This is a genomic window from Pseudomonas orientalis (assembly GCF_001439815.1).
Classification (GTDB): Bacteria; Pseudomonadota; Gammaproteobacteria; order Pseudomonadales; family Pseudomonadaceae; genus Aquipseudomonas; species Aquipseudomonas orientalis.
Window position 1 is genome coordinate 62,404 of record NZ_JYLM01000001.1, and the last position, 19,715, is coordinate 82,118.

Below are 19,715 nucleotides of genomic sequence, written 5' to 3' on the forward strand. Positions count from 1 at the left end.
AAAGCAGGCAGTGTAAAGGGTTGCCCGCAAGCGAGTGCGGCCGTTATTGTGCTGAAACCATTTAGTCCTTCCCCCAAGGTTCTGTTGTGATGAATGCACCGCGTACCGCTGTCCCGATCAAGGCCGTTATTTTCGATATGGACGGGTTGTTGCTGGATACCGAAGGCATCTATACCGAAGTCACGCAAATCATTGCCGAACGCTACGGCCGCACCTATGACTGGAGCATCAAGCAGCACATCATCGGGCGCGGTGCACAGGACCTGGCCGACTACGTCGTCAAGGCGCTGGACCTGCCGATTACACCGGCCGAGTTTCTCGAGATCCGTGAGCCGCTGATGAGCGAGCGTTTCCCCAAGGCCCTGGGCATGCCCGGCGCCGAGGCGTTGGTACGGCATTTGAAGGCGCATCACATTCCGATTGCCGTGGGCACCAGTTCGTCGCGCAATTCGTTCGGCCACAAGACCACCTTGCACCGCGAGTGGTTTGGCCTGTTCGACACCATCGTCACCGCCGACGACCCGGAAGTCGGCGCCGCCAAGCCTGCGCCGGATATCTTCCTCACCGCAGCGCGTCGCCTGGGCGTGGCGCCTGAGGATTGCCTGGTGTTCGAGGACTCGCCATTCGGCGTGACGGCGGCGAAAGCGGCGCACATGACCGCCATCGCCGTGCCCGATGAGGCCATGGCTGACAGCAAGTATCAGCATGCCGACCAGATTATCCGCAGGCTGGCGGAGTTTGATCTGGCGGCCTATGGCTTGCCACCCATGGCCTGATTCAGCACAGGGCAAAATGTGGGAGGGGGCTTGCCAGTCAGTAAGCGTACACCGACCTTTGTAGGAGCGAGCTTGCTCGCGAAAAACGTCAACGATAACGCGTGCTTTCTGAATGAACGCGGTGCCTGTGAGTTTTTCGCGAGCAAGCTCGCTCCTACAGACGGCATTAGGGCAAGCCCCCTCCCACATTGGTTATGCAGTATTGTAAAAATCTCAGGCGCTGAAACCACCGTCTATGGTCAGGCTGGCGCCCGTGATATAGCCCGCTTCCGGCCCGGCAAGATAGGCCACGAAACTGGCAATCTCTTCCACATGGCCATAGCGGCCCACCGCCATCAGCCCGATCAGGCTCTCGGCAAACTCACTGTTCGCCGGGTTCATATCCGTGTCCACCGGGCCTGGCTGCACGTTGTTGATGGTGATACCCCGTGGCCCGAGGTCTCGCGCCAAACCTTTGGTCAAACCTACCAGCGCCGCCTTGCTCATCGCATACGGGCCGCCGCCGCCAAACGGCATGCGCTCGGCGTTGGTGCTGCCGATATTGATCACCCGGCCCCCTTCGCCCATATGTTTGGCGGCTTCCTGGGTGGCGATAAAGACGCTGCGCACGTTGATCGCCAGGGTCTGGTCGAAGTCTTCCAGCTTGAAGTCTTCCAGCGGGGCGATGGCCAGCACGCCGGCGTTGTTCACCAGAATATCCAGACGCCCAAACGCTTCGACGGTGGCGTTGACCGCAGTGCGAATCGCTGTGGCATCGGCGCTGTCGGCCTGAATCGCCAGGGCTTTGCCGCCTGCGCTGGTCACGCTGTCCTGCAGGGCTTGAGCCTTGGCGGCCGAGCTGACGTAGGTAAAGGCAACGGCAGCGCCTTGTGCGGCGAGACGTTTGACGATGGCGGCGCCGATGCCGCGGGAACCGCCTTGAACCAAGGCGACTTTACCGGTGAGATGTGCTGTGGTCATGTCGATCTCCAAGTAGTTGATGAGCCGAGTATCGACCTCACTCGACGCGGCCGGTAGAGCGTGATTGCTATAGTCTGTGTAAATCAAAAGTTTAGAGTGGTGGGTCATGGAGAGCTTTGGCGGTATCGAATGCTTTGTGCGCAGTGCCGAGGGCGGCAGCTTCGCGGAGGCGGCGCGGCACCTGAGCCTGACGCCGGCGGCGGTCGGTAAAAGCGTGGCCAAGCTGGAAGCACGCCTGGGCGTCAGGCTGTTTCAGCGCAGCACACGGCGTCTGACCCTGACCGAAGCTGGCAAGCTGTTCCTGGGCGAAGTCAGCGGGAGCCTCATCACGATTCAGAACGCCGTGGCCAACCTGGCCAGCGCCGAAGGGCGACCGGTGGGCACGCTGAAGGTCAGCATGGGCACGGTATTCGGCAATCGCTATGTGGTGCCGCTGCTCGGTGAGTTCATGCGACGCTTTCCGGACATCAGCCCGGACTGGCATTTCGATAACCGCCAGGTCGACTTGATCGGTCAGGGCTTTGACGCCGCCATTGGCGGTGGCTTTGAACTGCCCCAGGGCGTGGTGGCGCGCAAGTTGACCCCTGCGCACCGGGTGCTGGTGGCGTCGCCGGCTTATCTGGCGCAACACCCCGCAGTGCGTGCGCCCGAGGAGTTGTCGCGCTGCCACGGCATCCTGATCCGCTCGCCGCAGACAGGCCGGGTGCGCTCATGGCAACTGACCCACCGCGAGCGCGAGCACAGCCCGCTGCTGCTCAAGCCTGTCATGACCATGAGTGATTCCGAGGCCGCCTGCTGCGCCAGCGCCCAGGGCCTGGGCATTGCGCTGGTCAGCATGCCGATGGCCGTGCCGTTCCTCGACAGCGGCGCGGTGGTGCGGGTGTTGCCGGACTGGTATGTGGATGACGGCAATATCTCCATCTACTACGCCGAGCACAAGTTGCTGCCCGGCAAGACCCGGGCGTTTGTGGATTTTGTGATCGAGCAGTTTGCCGAGCAGCAATTGGGCCGCAGATTCAGTGCGGTCGCAAAGTAAACAGAATTCAAGTGTGGGAGGGGGGCAAGCTCCCTCCCAAATTTTGATTTTCAGTGGCCGAACTTGCCGGGCCAGCCCAGGATTTTCTTCGGCCTTGGCGTCGCATAGGTCCTGACCTTGGACGTCGACAACCCCAACCGCACCAGCGACTCAGCGATTGTCACCGCCGCCGTCACCCCATCCACCACCGGCACCCCGGTGCGCTGGCGAATCTGCTCGTCCAGCCCGGCCATGCCGCCGCAGCCCAGGCAGATCACTTCTGCCTTGTCTTCAAGGATGGCCAGTTCCGCCTGGCGCACGATGGCTTCCATGGCCGCCCGTGGGTTTTCTTCCAGCTCCAGCACCGCCATGCCGCTGGCCCGCACCGAGGCGCAGCGCTGGTACAGGCCGGCGAGTTTGAGCCGGTCTTCGATCAGTGGCACGGTGCGGTCGAGGGTGGTTACCACCGAATACGCATGGCCCAGGAACATCGCCGTGCTGGCTGCAGCCTCGGTGATGTCCACCACCGGCACGTTGAGCAGCTCCTGCAAGCCTTCGCGACCATGCTCGCCGTAGCCGGCCTGGATCACGGCATCAAATGGCTGGTCGTAGGCCATTACGCGGTCCATGACCGCAATGGCGGCCAGGTAGCTTTCAAAGTTGCCCTCCACCGACTCGGCGCCGAAGTAGGGGGTGAGCCCGACAATTTCGGTGCCCGGCGAGGCGACGCTGCGTGCCTGCTCAGCGATGGTCTGGGTGATGGATTCGGTGGTGTTGACGTTGACCACGAGGATACGCATGGAATGTCCTTGTTTAATGACTGACGTTATCGACTGCAATGCTTTCGCCGCTGACATCGGCGTAGAACGGCTGGCGCTTGGCGATCAGCAGGTACAGCAACCCGGCAATACCGGCGCCAAACAGCCAGGAGAACGGCGAGACGCTGGCAAACCCGGGCAACAATGCCAACAGGATGGCGATCACCGCTGCCGGCACGAACGCCGCCACTGCGCGCAGGTTCACGCCCCGGCTGTAGTAATAAACCCCCTGTGCGTCTTCGCTGTACAGCTGCGGTACATCCACCTGGCTTTTGCGGATCAGCCAGTAGTCGACCATGATCACTCCATACAACGGCCCCAGCAGTGCGCCCAGGCCGGACAGGAAATACACGATCACCAGCGGACTGTTGTAGAGGTTCCACGGCAGGATCAGCACCGCCACGGTGGCGCTGATCAGCCCGGCGCGACGGAAGTTCAGGTACTTGGGCGCCAGGTTGCTCAGTACAAAGGCCGGGGCGACGAAGTTGGCCATGATGTTCACCGCCACCGTGACGATCAGGAAGGCCAGGCAGCCGAGCACGAGAAAGAAGGTGTTGGGAATGGCGGCGATGATTTCGGTCGGGCTTTCGATCACCCGGCCATTGAGCTGGAACTGCCCGCCGCACAGCAGCACGGTGATGGCGGCGAACACCAGGATATTCACCGGCAGGCCCCAGAAGTTACCCACCAGGATCGTCCTGCGGCAGGGCGAGGAGCGTGCGAAGTCGCAGAAGTTAAGGATCAGCGTGCCGTAGATCGCCAGCCACAGTGCGCCGCCGGCAAAGATATTGCGCCACATCTCACCGCCGCTCAGGGGCTCGCGGATCGACCAGGCAATGTGGCCGCCCGCCTGGAAGTACATCCAGCCGGCCAGCGAGGCCACGGTGAGCAGAATCACCGGTCCGGCGAATCCTTCATAGCGACGTACCATTTCCATGCCATAGGCCAGGATTACCAATTGCACCAGCCAGATCGCCACGAAACACGCCCAGCCGAGCGATGACAGGCCGAGCATCGAGTTGTGATCGTAGTCGGCAAACCCTGGATGAATCGCCGTCAGCAGCACGCGAAACACCACTGAGGCCAGGTAGGTCTGGATGCCGAACCAGGCAATCGCAATCACCGCACGGATCAACGCCGGAATCTGTGCGCCATGGATACCAAAGCTGATACGGCTGATGACCGGGAACGGCACGCCGGTCTTCTGGCCCATGTAGCCCGACAGGTTCATGAAGAAATACACCAGTGCCGCGCCTATCCCCAACGACAGCAGGATCTGCCAGCCGCCCAGGCCCAATGCATACAAGCCGATGGCGAATGAATAGTTGGCGATGTTGTGCACGTCATTGGTCCACAGCGCAAAGATGCTGTAGCGCCCCCAGCGACGCCCTTCGGCCTTGGTCGGCGCCAGGTCCTTGTTGTGCAGGCGTGGGCTGAGTACCAGCGGGCCGGGGCCTGCTGCCTCGGTATTCAGGGCGGAGGAGGGCAGATTCAATGCGATGTTATTCGAGAGGCTTGTACGCATGCCGGCGGGCTCCAGCACATCCGCAGCAGCGCGGCAGATGGCAAATTGTATGTAGGTTTTGTATTTATTGTATACAAAGCGTAAATACCCTTAAGCCACATGCGTGCCAGCTTTCGATCTATGAAAATCGAAGCTAATTTCGTTTTTATTGGTTGGTTGAATAACTGGCTGAATTTAAAGCGATATAAATTGACCGTTCGTACAGCTATTTATTTTTTTGAGGATGGGGATGGATCTGGAAGGGCAAAAAATTTTAGAAAGGAAGTGTTACGTTTTGGTGCGCTTCAAGCGCGATTGCACACATAAATGGCACCGTTGGTTACAGGCATGTGTACATCTCAAGGAAAATTCGAGTCCCCGATTGCAGGGGGCCAGTCACAGATGTGTCTACTGACACTCCCTCATCGGGGGCAAGCCCCCTCCCAGACAAGCCCCCTCCAACAGGTTTTATCGCATTAACTCAAGCCTTGCTGATGATATTCCCCGCATGCAGCCCGCATTCCTTCTGCGTGGCTTCTTCCCACCACCAGCGGCCTTCACGCTCGTGCTGGTTGGGCAACACCGGCCGGGTGCAGGGCTCGCAGCCGATGCTGATAAAGCCGCGTTCATGCAGGCTGTTATAGGGCAGCTCCAGCATGCGGATGTAACCCCAGACTTCCTCGCTGGTCATCTGCGCCAGCGGGTTGAATTTGTACAGGGTACGTTCCGGGGTAGAGAAGGCCGTATCGATTTCCAGCGCGGCCACCTGGCTGCGGGTGCCCGGGCTCTGGTCGCGGCGCTGGCCGGTGGCCCAGGCAGGCACGCCTGCCAGTTTACGGCGCAGCGGTTCGATCTTGCGGATGCCGCAGCACTCGCCATGACCGTCTCTATAGAAGCTGAACAGGCCCTTCTCCTTGACGAAGGGTTCCAGCTTGCTCTGGTCCGGCGAGATCAGTTCGATGTCGATCTTGTAGAACTCACGCACCTGCTCGATAAACCGGTAGGTTTCCGGGTGCAGGCGACCGGTGTCGAGGCTGAACACCTTGACGTTCTTGTTCAGCTTCCAGGCCATGTCCACCAGCACCACATCCTCGGCACCGCTGAAGGAAATCCACAGGTCGTCACCGAACTGGCTGAACGCCAGCTTGAGAATGTCCTGGGCGGACTTGTTGGCATAGGTCGTGGCGAGTTCAACGACGTCGAAGGCTTGGTTCATCAGGACGGTTCCTACAGGTCAGTGGCGCTGAGCGCTCTATAGGGGGCGATGGTATCAAAATCCGCCCTGCGTTGCGGCGGCGTGCTTGAGTCGCTAGAGTTCGGCAGTCCTTTTGCTCGCTCAACTTGAATAATACGAACGGAGTGTCTTGTGGAAATTGCCTGTCTCGACCTGGAAGGGGTGCTGGTTCCGGAAATCTGGATCGCCTTCGCCGACAAAACCGGTATTGAATCCCTGCGCGCCACCACCCGTGACATTCCCGACTACGACGTGTTGATGAAGCAGCGCCTGCGCATCCTCGACGAGCACGGGCTCAAGCTTGCCGATATCCAGGCAGTGATCGCGACACTCAAGCCGCTGGACGGTGCCGTCGAGTTCGTCAACTGGCTGCGCGAACGCTTCCAGGTAGTGATCCTCTCCGACACCTTCTACGAGTTCTCCCAGCCGCTGATGCGCCAGTTGGGCTTTCCAACCTTGCTTTGCCATCGCCTGATTACTGATGAAAGCGACCGGGTGGTCGGCTACCAACTGCGCCAGAAAGATCCCAAGCGCCAGTCGGTGCTGGCGTTCAAGACGCTGTATTACCGCGTGATTGCTGCCGGCGATTCCTACAACGACACCACCATGCTGGGTGAGGCTGATCGTGGGATTCTGTTCCACGCGCCAGAGAATGTGATGCGTGAATTCCCCCAGTTTCCGGCCGTGCACACGTTTGAGGATTTGAAGCGGGAGTTCATCAAGGCTTCGAATCGGCAGTTGAGCCTGTAGGTTATTCGGCGGGGCTGATGGCCTCATCGGGAGCAAGCCCCCTCCCACAAAGGCCTCCCGGTTATCGCCTAAATACCTGCCAGCAATCGCTCATAAGGAATACACAGTCCCTCATGCAGGCGTTTGATCATCGCCAGGCTCAGTTTGCGCTTGCCGTTCAACACTTCTGACACTCGCCCGCTGGGTCCGATAAAGGGCTCAAGATCGCGGGCGGTCAGGCCCATTTGCTCCATACGGAATTTGATCGCCTCCACAGGGTTCGAAGGCGGCATTGGAAAATGTTCCGCCTCGTACTTCTCAATGAGAACAGCGAGAATTTCGAGCTCGGCCCCTTCGGGGCTGCCGATGGCCGCTCCCCAAATCTGCTCGACGCGCGCGAGCGCGGTGGCCAGGTCTTCCTGAGAATGAATAGGTTTGATGTTCATCACACGGTCTCCGCGTTGATTGAGTCGTACTGCGCGTGGGTGCCGACGAAGCGGATAAACCCAAGTTGTCGCTCATAATCGATCGACATGATCACCCGATACTTGTTGCCACCCACGTTGAACACAACCTTGCCGCTTCTGAGAATGCTCGCGGTCCTGAGCTCTGCCTTGAGGGCCTGTGGTGTCGGATAAGTGGCCTTTTCCATATGGCGATACAACTCGACCAAGGGCGTTTTCGCATCGGCAAACGCCGGGCGGCTTTCCCAGAATATTCGTAAGGTGGAAAGAGCGATTATTCGCATCGTTCTGACCTCCCGTTTTGGGAGATAGTAGGGTGGAGTGGGCGAGGATGCAATTCCTGAAACAAATCCTGACGATTGAGCAGTCGCATAGGTGATCCTTCACAGGCGGCCGGTGGGCGGTGGAAGACGGACGCTATCGCCTGCCTCACCGTAGGTCCACAACCGTTCTGATTCAGGTTTTTGCGTGTCGAAGTCGCTGCCTTTGCCGGCAGCAATGGCTGGGTTCTAGAGGCCTTCCAACGTTTGTAACAATACCCGTACCTTCGTCAGCGACTCCTGATATTCCGCCTCCCACTGCGAGTCCGCCACGATTCCGCCGCCGCCCCAGCAGCACGCTTGCCCGTCCTTGACCAGCAGGCTGCGGATGGCAATGGAGCTGTCCATTTCGCCGCGCACGTCCAGGTACATCAGCGAGCCGCAGTACAAGCCGCGTCGGGTCGGCTCCAGTTCGTCGATGATCTGCATGGCGCGGATCTTCGGCGCGCCGGTGATGGAGCCGCCTGGGAAGCTGCCTTTGATGAGGTCGAGGGCATCCTTATCGTCGGCCAGTGTGCCGGTGACGCTGCTCACCAAGTGGTGCACGTTGGGGTAGCTTTCCAGGCTGAACAGCTCCGGTACGTTTACCGAGCCGATACGGCAACTGCGGCCGAGGTCGTTGCGCAGCAGGTCGACAATCATCAGGTTTTCCGCGCGATCCTTGGCGCTGGCCAACAGTTCATTGGCGTGCGCGGCATCTTCCTCAGGTGTCAGGCCACGAGGGCGGGTGCCTTTGATCGGGCGGGTTTCGACATGGCGCTCGCTGATCCGCACGAAACGCTCGGGCGACAGGCTCACTACCGCACCGTGATCCGGCAGGCTCTGGAATCCGGAGAACGGCGTCGGGCACGCTTCACGCAATGCGCAGTAAGCCACCCAGGGATCACCGGCGCACGGCGCGCGAAAACGCTGGGCAAAGTTGACCTGATAGCAGTCGCCGGCCTGGATGTAGTCCTGGATGCGCACGATGGCCTGACGGTACGCCTCGGCCGTGAGGTCCGGCGCCATCGGGCCATGCAGCCTGAAGCTGGCCGTTGGCTCGGCGACGGGCCGGCTGAACAGGGCAATCAGGCGCTGCCGCTCACTATCGGCCAGGGCGGGGTGAAACACCAACTGGCTGGTCTGCGCCTGGTGATCACTGATCAGCGCCCAGGCATACAGGCCCAGGCGCGCGTCCGGCAGGTGCAAGTCGTCTACCGCCAGGTGCGGCAGGCGTTCCAGGTGTCGGCCGAAGTCATAACTCAGGTAGCCGATCAAACCGCCGGCAAAGGGCAGCTCCAATCCGGGGGGCAACGCCGCTTCGCCCAGGTGTGTCAGGCTTTCGCGCAAGCGTTGCAGGAAACTGCCGCCACTCTCCTCCGGCGCAACCGCGAGGGTCGCCTCCGGCCAGGCGCTGAGCAGGTCGTAACGGCCACGCTCGGCAGCCGGCCGGCCGCTGTCGAGCAGCACCGCGCCAGGGGCATGACGAATCGCCGCAAAGTACTCGGCGGGGTTGGCCCGGTAGGGCAACGGGTATACGGAACAGGTCGACATGCGGGGGTGGATCAGCCAGTGGCGCGGAGGGAGGGGATTGTAGTCCCCTGTAGGATTTGCTCCTAGAGGGGATGTCGGGGATAGACCGTTCGAAGACCGTATCAGCCTTCCACCGGCGGTATATGGCCGAACATTTCCTGTACGAACTTCACCCGCTCTTCCACGGTTTCCGTCACGCCGGCGGCTTTGAGCTCCTCCAACCGCGCCTCCACCGCATGGGTGCGCAGGGTCAGGCCGCAGTCGTTGGCGATCTGGATATTCAACCCCGGCCGCGCATTCAGCTCCAGGATCAGCGGGCCTTTTTCCTGGTCCAGCACCATGTCCACGCCGATATAGCCCAGGCCGCACAGCTCATAGCAGCCGGCCGCCAGCTTCATGAAGCCGTCCCAGTTGGGCAACTGCACGCCATCCACCGCGTTGGTAGTGTCGGGGTGCTTGGTGATAATGGTGTTCAGCCAGGTCCCGCGCAGGGTCAGGCCGGTGGCCAGGTCCACGCCCACGCCAATGGCGCCCTGGTGCAGGTTGGCCTTGCCACCGGACTGGCGGGTCGGCAAGCGCAGCATCGCCATGACCGGATAACCCATCAGCACAATGATGCGGATATCCGGCACGCCTTCGTAGCTGATGCTCTTGAAGATCTGGTCGGGTACCACGCGGTATTCGATCAAGGCGCGGTCGCGGTGGCCGCCCAGGGAATAGAGGCCGGTGAGGATGCTGGAAATCTGGTGCTCGATTTCCTCATGGCTGATGATCTTGCCGGACACCGTGCGATAGCGCCCCTCAAAGCGATCAGCCACCACCAGGATGCCGTCGCCGCCGGCGCCCTGGGCGGGCTTGATGACGAAGTCGCTGCGCCCGCCGATGATCTCGTCGAGCTTGTCGATTTCCTTCTCGGTGGAGATCACCCCGTACATCTGCGGCACATGGATGCCGGCCGCCATGGCCCGCTCCTTGGTGATGATCTTGTCATCCACGATCGGGTACAGGCTGCGCTTGTTGTACTTGAGCACGTAGTCGGCGTTACGCCGGTTGATGCCCATGATCCCGCGTGCCTCCAGGGCTTTCCAGGTCTTCCAGAAGCCGAACATTACGAGTCAGCCTTCAGGAACGCCTTGAAACGGACCAGCTCGGTCAGGCGATAACCGCGATAACGCCCCATGGCCAGCATGAAACCCACCAGGATCAGCAGGATCGCCGGGAAGGTGAACACGAAGTAGATCAGCTCCGGCACGCTCATGATGATGTGCGCCAGGGAGGCCGCGAACAGCGTGCCGATCGCCACTTTCAGCGCATGGTTGGCGCCGCGCTCTTCCCAGGTGATCGACAGGCGTTCGATGGTCATGGTCAGGATCACCATCGGGAACAGCGCCACCGACAGGCCCCGTTCCAGGCCCAGCTTGTGGCTGAACAGGCTGATGGCGGCAATCAGCACCACCACGAAGGTCAGCACCACCGACAGTCGCGGCAGCATCTGCAGCTTCAGGTGTTCAAGGTAGGACCTGAGCGACAGCCCCAGCGCTGTAATAATGGTGAACAGCACAATGCCGAAGCCCAGTTGCGTCTCGCGAAAGGCCAGCGCAATCAACACCGGGGTAAAGGTGCCCAGGGTTTGCAGGCCGATCAGGTTGCGCAGGATCAGGATCACCAGCACGCCAATCGGGATCATCACCATGATCATGAAGGTCTGCTGGGTTTGCAGCGGCAGGCCGTACAGGGAGTATTCGAGGAAGTTGGCGTCGGTGTTTTCGTCGGTCAGCTTGGCCAGGCGAATGGCGTTCATCTCGCTGTTGTTCAGGCTGAAGGTGACCATGGCTTTCTTGCCGCCTTCGACCGTGATCAGGTTTTCGTCGCCGGTCCACCACAGCAGGCGGTCGGCGGGCAGGCCCTGTTCACCGGTTTCCGGGTTGAAGTACAGCCAGTCATTGCCATTGAAGCTGCGTAACCACAGTTCAGGCGATTGCGGCTGGTCGGCGACGAGGCGGATGGTGTGGACTTTTTCCACCGGTACGTGGGCGATGGACAACAGCAATTCGACGATCTTGGCCTTGTGCGACGTCGACGGGTCGCCCGCCAGCAGCAGTTTCACATTGTCGTCGCTGAGGTTGTTGGTGCGCTTGATGGCTTCGGTGATAAAGGTCTCGACGTCCGCCGAGTGCTGGCGAATCGGTGCGAGCAGGGCTTCGGCGGCGATTTTTTCCGGGCCTTCCACGGCAATGCTGTCGCGGAAGGTCGGGCCCTTGATCTTGACCTTTTCTCCGCTGTAGCGCTTGGTCAGCACCAGGCGGTAATACAGCGTCTGGTTACCCTTGGCGCGGCGCGCCGACCAGGTGACCTTGCGGTTGCCGTCGGCGCGGTTGACGCTCACACCATAGTTGTTCGAGATAAAACTCTCATTGAGGCTGACGAAATCGCGGCTCAACGGTGGCACGAACATCGAAATCTTCACCGGGTCCTTGGGATTGGCGACGAACTCGACCTTGGCGTCGATGTTCCACAAGTCGTCGGTGGCGTCCTCGGTGACAGGGATGCCCAGCACGAAGATCTGGTAGGCGGTGACCGAAATACCCAGCACCACCAGAAGGGTGATCAGGATTTTCAGGTGCAGGGTCAGAGAGCGCATTTCGGTTTACTCGGCGGTATGAGCGTCGGCGGCGCAGGCAGGTTTGCCTGCTGCATATTTAAGGCTGGGATCGATCAGCGCATCAAAGCGCTTGAGCGCTTCGGAGCCGATCAGCAGCGGGTATTGGAAGGTGCTGCGGTCAGTCAAGTTCACTTCGATGCTGCGCAAAGCGCTGCCCATGCAGATATCCAGGGCAATCACCGGACGAGCGGTGTACTGCTTGTCCTCATCGGGATCGTAATCATCGGCGCGGCGCTTGATTTTGCTGACGCGTGCCAGAGGACGTTCGATGGGGTGGGAGTGGGCGGTATCGATGGCCAGGTAGAAGCGTACCCAGGATTCGCCGTTGCGCTTGAAGCGTTTGATATCGCGCGCGCTCAGCGATGCGGTCTTGGCGCCCGTGTCGAGTTTGGCCGCGACTTCAAGGTCGATGCCCGCCAGCTTGGCGTATTCGTTCAGGCCATACACCGTCTTCTCGGCGGCAACGCCAAGGCTCGGTATGGACAATAGGCATAACAGTAGGGGGAAGGGCTTGAGTCTCATAATTCCTGAGGCGATGCAGTGCGAAATTCAAGGCGACTGGCATTACTGCGCAAGCTCCCTCGTGCGCCATTTCATCCAGGGATGTCAGGCAAATGCGGCGGGCATTCTAGCATGATGCTTTTTTGGCGCCAGCGCTGGCAGGCGGCCATGCTCGATGACGTACAAGAAGGTTATTAGACGATTGTCGACAATGTTGATTTATTCTTTGACTAAGTAGCGTGGATTGGCTAGTTTTTGCCGCATTGCTCTTGAAGGTGTCGACAATATGCTGGATCAATCGGAAGCTCCGTCGGCGCTGTCGGAAGAATCCCAAACTATGTCGGAAAACGTCTTCCGACGAATCCAGGCCGCCATCGTCAAGGGCGAGATCGCCCCCGGCAGTAAAATTTCCGAACCGGAGCTGGCGCGCACCTACGGCATCAGCCGTGGTCCGCTGCGCGAGGCGATTCACCGGCTGGAAGGCCAGCGCCTGCTGGTGCGGGTGCCCCACGTCGGCGCACGGGTGGTGTCGTTGAGTCACGCCGAGTTGATCGAGCTGTATGAAATCCGCGAGTCATTGGAAGGCATGGCTTGCCGGCTGGCGGCCGAGCGCATGACCGACGCGGAAATCGAAGAACTGCGCCAGGTATTGCACACCCATGAGCGGGATGCCGCATTTCAGGCCGGTGTCGGCTATTACCAGCAGGAAGGTGACTTCGATTTTCACTACCGGATCATCCAAGGTGCCGGTAACCGCACCCTGACCCAGATGCTCTGCGGCGAGTTGTACCAATTGGTGCGCATGTACCGCATCCAGTTTTCCACTACCCCCAATCGTCCACGCCAGGCCTTTGCCGAGCATCACCGCATTCTTGACGCGATCGCCGATCGCGACGGTGAACTGGCCGAACTGTTGATGCGCCGGCATATCGGCGCTTCCAAACGCAACATCGCCCGTCACTTCCCGGACGGCGCTCCCCAATAAATAGAGGTGAGTCATGAGTTCCACGAACAAGAGCACCCCAGGCCAGCGTTTCCGTGACGCGGTCGCCAGTGAACAGCCGTTGCAAGTGGTCGGCGCAATCAACGCCAACCACGCCTTGCTGGCCAAGCGCGCCGGCTTCAAGGCGATCTATCTGTCAGGCGGTGGCGTGGCCGCCGGCTCCCTGGGCGTTCCGGACCTGGGCATCACCGGCCTGGATGACGTGCTGACCGATGTACGCCGCATCACCGATGTGTGCGACCTGCCGCTGCTGGTGGACGTGGACACCGGTTTCGGCTCCTCGGCGTTCAACGTGGCGCGCACCGTCAAGTCGATGATCAAGTTTGGCGCCGCGGCCATCCACATCGAAGACCAGGTCGGCGCCAAGCGTTGCGGCCATCGCCCCAACAAGGAAATCGTGTCCCAGCAGGAAATGGTCGACCGCATCAAGGCCGCCGTGGACGCCCGCACCGATGACAGCTTCGTGATCATGGCCCGCACCGACGCGCTGGCCGTAGAAGGTCTGGAGTCCGCCCTGGAACGCGCCGCCGCCTGCATCGAGGCCGGCGCCGACATGGTGTTCCCGGAAGCCATCACCGAACTTGAGATGTACAAGCTGTTCGCCTCCCGGGTGAAAGCGCCGATCCTGGCCAATATCACCGAATTCGGCGCGACCCCGCTGTTCACCACCGAACAGTTGAAATCTGCCGATGTTTCCATCGTGCTGTACCCGCTCTCGGCCTTTCGCGCCATGAACAAGGCCGCCGAGAATGTCTACACCGCGATCCGTCGCGACGGTACGCAACAGAATGTGATCGACACCATGCAAACCCGCATGGAGCTTTATGATCGTATCGACTACCACACCTTCGAGCAGAAGCTCGACGCGCTGTTTGCCGCGAAGAAGTAACGGCTCTCTGAACAACTATAAAATGGGAGAAGAACCATGGCTGAAGCAAAAGTATTGAGTGGCGCCGGCCTGCGTGGCCAGGTGGCCGGGCAGACCGCACTGTCGACCGTGGGCCAGGCTGGTGCCGGCTTGACCTATCGCGGCTATGACGTGCGTGAACTGGCCGCCGAGGCGCAATTTGAAGAAGTTGCCTACCTGCTGCTGTACGGCGAACTGCCGACCCGCACCGAACTGGCGGCCTACAGCGCCAGGCTGGGCAAGCTGCGTGACTTGCCGCAAGCGTTGAAGGAAGTGCTCGAGCGCATCCCCGCCGACGCCCACCCGATGGACGTGATGCGCACCGGTTGCTCGTTCCTGGGCAATATCGAGCCGGAACAGGATTTCAGCGTGCAGCGTGACGTCACCGACCGCCTGCTCGCCGCCTTCCCGGCGATCATGTGCTACTGGTACCGCTTCAGCCACGACGGCAAACGCATCGACTGCGTCACCGACGAGCCGAGCATCGGCGGGCACTTCCTGCACCTGCTGCATGGCAAGAAGCCGAGCGAGCTGCATGTCAAGGTGATGAACGTGTCGCTGATCCTCTATGCCGAGCACGAATTCAACGCCTCGACCTTTACCGCCCGGGTCTGTGCGTCGACCCTGTCGGACCTGTATTCCTGCGTCACCGCGGCCATCGGTTCCCTGCGCGGCCCGCTGCACGGCGGTGCCAACGAAGCGGCGATGGAGATGATCGAGCGTTTCGGTTCGGCCGAAGAAGCCGTCGAAGGCACCCTCGGCATGCTGGCGCGCAAGGACAAGATCATGGGCTTCGGCCATGCGATCTACAAAGACAGCGACCCGCGTAATGAAGTGATCAAGGGCTGGGCGAAACAGCTCGCTGACGAAGTGGGGGATACAGTGTTGTTCCCGGTGTCCGAAGCCATCGACAAGACCATGTGGGAACAGAAGAAACTGTTCCCCAACGCCGATTTCTACCATGCCTCGGCGTACCACTTCATGGGCATTCCGACCAAGCTGTTCACGCCGATCTTCGTGTGTTCGCGGCTCACCGGCTGGGCGGCGCACGTGTTCGAGCAGCGCGCCAATAACCGCATCATCCGTCCAAGCGCCGAGTACATCGGCGTTGAGCAGCGCAAGTTCGTGCCAATCGAACGTCGCTGAATGAGAGGGCCCACGGGTCCCGGGATTGGAATGCGATTAAAGTGTGGGAGGGGGCTTGCCCCCGATAGCAGTGTGTCATGCAACACATGTATCGACTGATACACCGCCATCGGGGGCAAGCCCCTCCCACATTTTAAAGTGCATTTCAATTTTCCGACCGGCGTAGGTCTTCCTTTTGCAATCACCGTGACCGAGTCCTGACGATGAACACTGAATTTCGCAAACCGCTCCCCGGCAGCCGCCTGGATTTCTTCGACGCCCGCGCGGCTGTCGAGGCGATCAGCCCCGGTGCCTACGCCACCTTGCCGTATACCTCCCGCGTACTCGCGGAAAATCTGGTGCGTCGCTGCGACCCGGCCACCCTCAACGCTTCCCTGAGCCAACTGACCGAACGCCGGCGTGACCTCGATTTCCCTTGGTTTCCGGCCCGCGTGGTCTGCCATGACATCCTTGGCCAGACCGCGCTGGTGGACCTGGCCGGCCTGCGCGACGCCATCGCCCTGCAAGGCGGCGATCCGGCGCAGGTCAACCCGGTGGTGCCCACCCAGTTGATCGTCGACCATTCCCTGGCCGTCGAAGCCGGTGGTGCCGACCCCGAGGCGTTCGAGAAGAACCGCGCCATCGAGGACCGTCGCAACGAAGATCGCTTCCACTTTATCGAGTGGACCAAAAAGGCCTTCAAGAACGTCGACGTGATCCCGCCCGGCAACGGCATCATGCACCAGATCAACCTGGAGAAAATGTCGCCGGTGATTCAGGTGCGTGACGGTGTAGCCTTTCCGGATACCTGCGTCGGTACCGACAGCCACACCCCCCATGTGGACGCCCTGGGCGTGATCGCCATCGGCGTCGGCGGCCTGGAGGCCGAGAGCGTGATGCTCGGACGTGCTTCGTGGATGCGCCTGCCGGAAAGCGTCGGCGTGGAGCTGACCGGCAAGCTGCAGCCGGGTATCACCGCCACCGACATGGTGCTGGCGCTGACCGAGTTCCTGCGCCAACAGAAAGTCGTCGGCGCGTGGCTGGAGTTCTTCGGTGAAGGCGCATCGGCGCTGACCCTGGGCGACCGCGCCACCATCTCCAACATGGCCCCGGAATACGGCGCCACCGCAGCGATGTTCTACATCGACCAGCAGACCATCGCCTACCTCAAACTCACCGGGCGCGAAGAAGAGCAGGTCGCCCTGGTGGAACAATACGCACGCCACACCGGCCTGTGGGCGGACGACCTCAAGGGCGCGCAATACGAGCGCGGCCTGACCTTCGACCTGTCCAGCGTGGTGCGCAACATGGCCGGCCCGAGCAACCCTCACGCCCGTGTCGCCACCCGCGACCTGGCGGCCAAAGGCATCAGTGGCCAATGGGACGACGTACCGGGGCAAATGCCCGACGGCGCGGTGATCATCGCCGCCATTACCAGCTGCACCAACACCAGCAACCCACGCAACGTGATTGCCGCAGGGCTGCTGGCGCGCAACGCGAACAAACTGGGTCTGACGCGCAAGCCGTGGGTCAAATCGTCCCTGGCGCCCGGCTCGAAAACCGTGGCGATGTACCTGGAAGAGGCCGGTCTGGGCCATGAGCTGGAGAAACTCGGCTTTGGCGTGGTCGCGTTTGCCTGCACCACCTGCAACGGCATGTCCGGCGCGCTGGACCCGGTGATCCAGCAGGAAATCATCGACCGCGACCTCTACGCCACCGCCGTGCTCTCTGGCAACCGCAACTTCGACGGGCGGATTCATCCGTACGCCAAGCAAGCGTTCCTGGCTTCGCCGCCGCTGGTGGTGGCCTATGCGATTGCCGGCACCATTCGGTTCGATATCGAAAAAGACGTGCTGGGCCTTGATACCGACGGCAAGGACATCCGCCTGCAGGACATCTGGCCAAGTGACGAAGAGATCGATGCAGTGGTCAAGGCCTCGGTCAAGCCGGAGCAGTTCCGCGCCGTATATATCCCGATGTTCGCGATCCATGAAGACACCGGCCCCAAAGTCGCGCCGCTGTACGACTGGCGCCCGCAGAGCACCTACATCCGCCGTCCGCCGTATTGGGAAGGCGCATTGGCCGGTGCGCGCCCGCTCAAGGGCATGCGCCCGCTGGCGGTGCTGCCGGACAACATCACCACCGATCACTTGTCGCCGTCCAACGCGATCATGCCGGACAGCGCCGCCGGCGAGTACCTGGCGAAAATGGGCTTGCCGGAAGTTGACTTCAATTCCTACGCCACTCACCGGGGCGATCACCTGACCGCGCAACGTGCCACCTTCGCCAACCCGAAACTGTTCAACGAAATGGTGCGGGAAAACGGCAAGGTCAAGCAGGGTTCCCTGGCGCGTATCGAGCCGGAAGGCAAGGTCACGCGCATGTGGGAAGCCATCGAAACCTACATGGAACGCAAGCAGCCGCTGATCATCATCGCCGGCGCCGATTACGGCCAGGGCTCGTCCCGCGACTGGGCGGCCAAGGGCGTACGCCTGGCCGGGGTGGAAGCGATCGCCGCCGAAGGCTTCGAGCGTATCCACCGCACCAATCTGGTCGGCATGGGCGTGTTGCCCCTGGAGTTCCTGCCGGGCACCGACCGCCACACGCTGGAGATCGACGGCAGCGAAACCTATGACGTGGTCGGCGAACGCACCCCGCGTGCGCAACTGACCCTGGTGATCAACCGCAGGAATGGCGAGCGTGTCGAGGTGCCGGTGACCTGTCGCCTTGATACCGCTGAAGAAGTGTCGATCTACGAGGCGGGCGGTGTGTTGCAACGTTTTGCCCAGGACTTCCTGGAATCGGCGGCGACCGCCTGAAGAGGATAACCATGGTACACGCAGCGCAAATCAAGATCCCCGCCACCTATATGCGTGGCGGCACCAGCAAGGGTGTTTTCTTCAGCCTCGAAGACCTGCCGCCAGCGGCCCAGGTCCCGGGCGCTGCCCGTGACGCCTTGCTGTTACGGGTGATCGGCAGCCCCGATCCTTATGACAAGCAGATCGACGGCATGGGCGGCGCCACCTCCAGCACCAGCAAAAGCGTGATCCTGGCCCGGAGCACCCGCGCCGGGCACGACGTGGACTACCTGTTTGGCCAGGTCTCCATCGACAAGCCGTTTGTCGACTGGAGCGGCAACTGCGGCAACCTGTCGGCGGCGGTCGGTTCGTTCGCCATCAGCGCCGGTCTGGTCGACCCGGCCCGCGTGCCCCACAACGGCGTGGCCGTGGTGCGCATCTGGCAGGCCAATATCGGCAAGACCATCATTGCCCACGTGCCGATCACCGACGGCGCGGTGCAGGAAACCGGTGATTTCGAACTCGACGGCGTGACCTTTCCAGCCGCCGAAGTGCAGCTGGAATTCATCGACCCGGCGGCGGAAGAAGAGGGCGGCGGTGGCTCGATGTTCCCCACCGGCAACCTGATCGACGAATTGGAAGTACCGGGTGTCGGCACCTTCAAGGCCACCCTGATCAACGTCGGCATTCCGACGATTTTCATCAATGCCCAGGACCTGGGTTACACCGGCACCGAGCTGCAAGGCGCGATCAACGGCGACCCGAAGGCCCTGGCGATGTTCGAGACCGTGCGTGCCTATGGCGCGTTGCGCATGGGCCTGATCAAACACCTTGATGAAGCGGCCCAGCGCCAGCACACGCCGAAGCTCGCATTCGTGGCCAAGCCTGCGGATTATGTGGCGTCCAGCGGCAAGGCGATCAAGGCCGGCGATGTGGACCTGCTGGTGCGGGCCCTGTCCATGGGCAAGTTGCACCACGCCATGATGGGCACGGCGGCGGTGGCGATCGGCACGGCGGCGGCAATTTCCGGCACCCTGGTCAACCTGGCGGCAGGTGGCGTGGAGCGCAATGCCGTGCGCTTCGGTCATCCGTCGGGCACCTTGCGCGTGGGTGCCGAGGCGACGCAAGTCAACGGGGAATGGGTGGTGAAGAAAGCCATCATGAGCCGCAGTGCGCGGGTGTTGATGGAGGGATTTGTGCGTGTCCCCGGCGACTCATTCTAAAACCCGGCACCAATCCCAGGGGAGGGGGCTTGCCCTAATTGCCACTGTAGGAGCGAGCTTGCTCGCGAAAAACGTCAACGAATACGCGGACTTTTTGAATGAACGCGGCGCCTGTAAGTTTTTCGCGAGCAAGCTCGCTCCTACAGAGGGGCCCCCTCCCACAG

General features: G+C 61.3%; 19 protein-coding genes. 9 read left to right on the forward strand and 10 right to left on the reverse strand.

Annotation, left to right across the window (positions count from 1 at the left end):
- Positions 1-89: 89 nt before the first annotated feature.
- Positions 90-776 (forward strand): HAD-IA family hydrolase, encoded by a 687-nt coding sequence (locus TU82_RS00335; protein WP_057721165.1) that lies wholly within the window; start codon positions 90-92, stop codon positions 774-776.
- A 213-nt stretch (positions 777-989) separates the two neighbouring features.
- Here the strand turns inward: TU82_RS00335 and TU82_RS00340 are convergent, their stop codons facing one another.
- Positions 990-1,736 (reverse strand): 3-oxoacyl-ACP reductase family protein, encoded by a 747-nt coding sequence (locus TU82_RS00340; RefSeq protein WP_057721166.1) that lies wholly within the window; start codon positions 1,734-1,736, stop codon positions 990-992.
- Positions 1,737-1,842: 106 nt separating this feature from the next.
- Here TU82_RS00340 and TU82_RS00345 point away from each other — a divergent pair, with 106 nt between their 5' ends.
- Positions 1,843-2,772 carry a LysR family transcriptional regulator gene (locus TU82_RS00345; protein ID WP_057721167.1) on the forward strand — a complete coding sequence of 310 codons (930 nt, stop codon included), beginning with the start codon at positions 1,843-1,845 and terminating at the stop codon, positions 2,770-2,772.
- Positions 2,773-2,822: 50 nt separating this feature from the next.
- Here the strand turns inward: TU82_RS00345 and TU82_RS00350 are convergent, their stop codons facing one another.
- On the reverse strand, positions 2,823-3,551 hold the full coding sequence (locus TU82_RS00350; RefSeq protein ID WP_057721168.1) for an aspartate/glutamate racemase family protein: 729 nt from the start codon (positions 3,549-3,551) through the stop codon (positions 2,823-2,825).
- A gap of 13 nt (positions 3,552-3,564) precedes the next feature.
- Positions 3,565-5,094: an NCS1 family nucleobase:cation symporter-1 gene (locus TU82_RS00355; protein WP_057721169.1), complete on the reverse strand. Its 1,530-nt coding sequence runs from the start codon at positions 5,092-5,094 to the stop codon at positions 3,565-3,567.
- A gap of 120 nt (positions 5,095-5,214) precedes the next feature.
- On the opposite strand from TU82_RS00355, the gene TU82_RS28985 reads away from it, so the two are divergent.
- On the forward strand, positions 5,215-5,400 hold the full coding sequence (locus TU82_RS28985) for a hypothetical protein (protein WP_211269732.1): 186 nt from the start codon (positions 5,215-5,217) through the stop codon (positions 5,398-5,400).
- A gap of 154 nt (positions 5,401-5,554) precedes the next feature.
- Here TU82_RS28985 and TU82_RS00360 read toward each other — a convergent pair whose 3' ends face one another.
- Positions 5,555-6,289: a phosphoadenylyl-sulfate reductase gene (locus tag TU82_RS00360; RefSeq protein ID WP_057721170.1), complete on the reverse strand. Its 735-nt coding sequence runs from the start codon at positions 6,287-6,289 to the stop codon at positions 5,555-5,557.
- Positions 6,290-6,439: 150 nt separating this feature from the next.
- Between TU82_RS00360 and thrH the strand changes: the two genes are divergently transcribed.
- Positions 6,440-7,057 carry a bifunctional phosphoserine phosphatase/homoserine phosphotransferase ThrH gene (gene thrH, locus TU82_RS00365; RefSeq protein ID WP_057721171.1) on the forward strand — a complete coding sequence of 206 codons (618 nt, stop codon included), beginning with the start codon at positions 6,440-6,442 and terminating at the stop codon, positions 7,055-7,057.
- A 68-nt stretch (positions 7,058-7,125) separates the two neighbouring features.
- On the opposite strand, the gene TU82_RS00370 is transcribed toward thrH, so the two are convergent.
- The 6 genes from TU82_RS00370 to rloA all read right to left on the reverse strand — a co-directional run bounded on the left by TU82_RS00370 (position 7,126) and on the right by rloA (position 12,516).
- Positions 7,126-7,482 (reverse strand): helix-turn-helix domain-containing protein, encoded by a 357-nt coding sequence (locus TU82_RS00370; protein WP_057721172.1) that lies wholly within the window; start codon positions 7,480-7,482, stop codon positions 7,126-7,128.
- A complete protein-coding gene (locus TU82_RS00375; RefSeq protein ID WP_057721173.1) occupies positions 7,482-7,784 on the reverse strand; it encodes a type II toxin-antitoxin system HigB family toxin in 303 nt (100 codons plus the stop codon). The genes TU82_RS00370 and TU82_RS00375 overlap by 1 nt, the downstream gene beginning before the upstream one ends.
- Positions 7,785-8,009: 225 nt before the next feature.
- Positions 8,010-9,353, reverse strand: a complete 1,344-nt coding sequence (gene pabB / locus TU82_RS00380) for an aminodeoxychorismate synthase component I (RefSeq protein WP_057721174.1) — start codon at positions 9,351-9,353, stop codon at positions 8,010-8,012.
- Between the two features lie 101 nt (positions 9,354-9,454).
- The gene (locus TU82_RS00385) at positions 9,455-10,441 is read right to left on the reverse strand and encodes an alpha-L-glutamate ligase-like protein (RefSeq protein ID WP_057721175.1); all 987 of its coding nucleotides are present in this window, start codon (positions 10,439-10,441) and stop codon (positions 9,455-9,457) included.
- Positions 10,441-11,973, reverse strand: a complete 1,533-nt coding sequence (gene rloB, locus TU82_RS00390) for an osmotic stress tolerance membrane protein RloB (protein WP_057721176.1) — start codon at positions 11,971-11,973, stop codon at positions 10,441-10,443. Before rloB ends, TU82_RS00385 begins: the two co-directional genes overlap by 1 nt.
- Positions 11,974-11,979: 6 nt before the next feature.
- Positions 11,980-12,516, reverse strand: coding sequence for a retropepsin-like aspartic peptidase RloA (rloA, locus tag TU82_RS00395; protein ID WP_057721177.1), 537 nt, complete (start codon positions 12,514-12,516; stop codon positions 11,980-11,982).
- Between the two features lie 265 nt (positions 12,517-12,781).
- Between rloA and TU82_RS00400 the strand changes: the two genes are divergently transcribed.
- The 5 genes from TU82_RS00400 to prpF all read left to right on the forward strand — a co-directional run bounded on the left by TU82_RS00400 (position 12,782) and on the right by prpF (position 19,551).
- Positions 12,782-13,480 carry a GntR family transcriptional regulator gene (locus TU82_RS00400; RefSeq protein ID WP_057721178.1) on the forward strand — a complete coding sequence of 233 codons (699 nt, stop codon included), beginning with the start codon at positions 12,782-12,784 and terminating at the stop codon, positions 13,478-13,480.
- Positions 13,481-13,493: 13 nt separating this feature from the next.
- Positions 13,494-14,387: a methylisocitrate lyase gene (gene prpB, locus TU82_RS00405; protein ID WP_057721179.1), complete on the forward strand. Its 894-nt coding sequence runs from the start codon at positions 13,494-13,496 to the stop codon at positions 14,385-14,387.
- A gap of 36 nt (positions 14,388-14,423) precedes the next feature.
- Positions 14,424-15,551, forward strand: a complete 1,128-nt coding sequence (gene prpC, locus TU82_RS00410; protein WP_057721180.1) for a bifunctional 2-methylcitrate synthase/citrate synthase — start codon at positions 14,424-14,426, stop codon at positions 15,549-15,551.
- A 203-nt stretch (positions 15,552-15,754) separates the two neighbouring features.
- Positions 15,755-18,349 carry a Fe/S-dependent 2-methylisocitrate dehydratase AcnD gene (gene acnD / locus TU82_RS00415; RefSeq protein WP_057721181.1) on the forward strand — a complete coding sequence of 865 codons (2,595 nt, stop codon included), beginning with the start codon at positions 15,755-15,757 and terminating at the stop codon, positions 18,347-18,349.
- A gap of 11 nt (positions 18,350-18,360) precedes the next feature.
- The gene (prpF, locus tag TU82_RS00420) at positions 18,361-19,551 is read left to right on the forward strand and encodes a 2-methylaconitate cis-trans isomerase PrpF (protein WP_057721182.1); all 1,191 of its coding nucleotides are present in this window, start codon (positions 18,361-18,363) and stop codon (positions 19,549-19,551) included.
- The last annotated feature ends 164 nt before the right edge of the window (positions 19,552-19,715 follow it).